The organism is Cecembia lonarensis LW9 (assembly GCF_000298295.1).
GTDB classification, from domain to species: Bacteria; Bacteroidota; Bacteroidia; order Cytophagales; family Cyclobacteriaceae; genus Cecembia; species Cecembia lonarensis.
This window is the reverse complement of the sequence record NZ_AMGM01000336.1, coordinates 1-542: the sequence shown is the minus strand read 5'-3', so window position 1 is coordinate 542 and position 542 is coordinate 1. Positions and strand designations below refer to the sequence as shown.

Below are 542 nucleotides of genomic sequence, written 5' to 3'. Positions count from 1 at the left end.
CGAGAATCTTGACCGTGGCACGTGCGGTGCTCGGGTACATGGCATCAACGATGCAGGTGGCGAAAAGTGCGATTTTCATTCAGTGATCCTTCCGGCGTGCTCAGCCGAGGAATTGATGTGGTCTGACCATACTATGACGTGATCGGGCCCACGTCCAGCGAATGTGCTCCGCAAAAAATAAGTTGTGACTCCACTCACCATGCGATCGGATCTTAGGTTATGCTGGTGTGGTCGGACCATAGTGGTCCGACCACGGATGTCTAAGGGCGTCCACCGCACACCCTTTATCCGCGCTCTACCTCCCACGCGAAGGACGCCCAGTGGACACATTCACACCATCCACCGAACCGTTGGCCGGAAGCATTGCGCTTTCGGCCCTCATTTCCCTGCTGCCGCTGTTGACGTTCTTCATCATGCTGGCCGTGGTCAAGGCCAAGGCGCACGTCTCCGGCCTGGTTTCATTGCTGGTTGCCATCCTGGTGGCGATCTTCGTATTCAAGATGCCGGTCGGCATGACCCTGATGTCGGGAGTACTTGGTGCG

1 protein-coding gene is annotated in these 542 nt (G+C 57.0%); it reads left to right on the top strand.

The window, feature by feature from the left end:
• Positions 1 to 350: 350 nt before the first annotated feature.
• The coding region (locus B879_RS24350) for an L-lactate permease (protein WP_202949688.1) at positions 351 to 542 on the top strand (192 nt) is incomplete at its 3' end.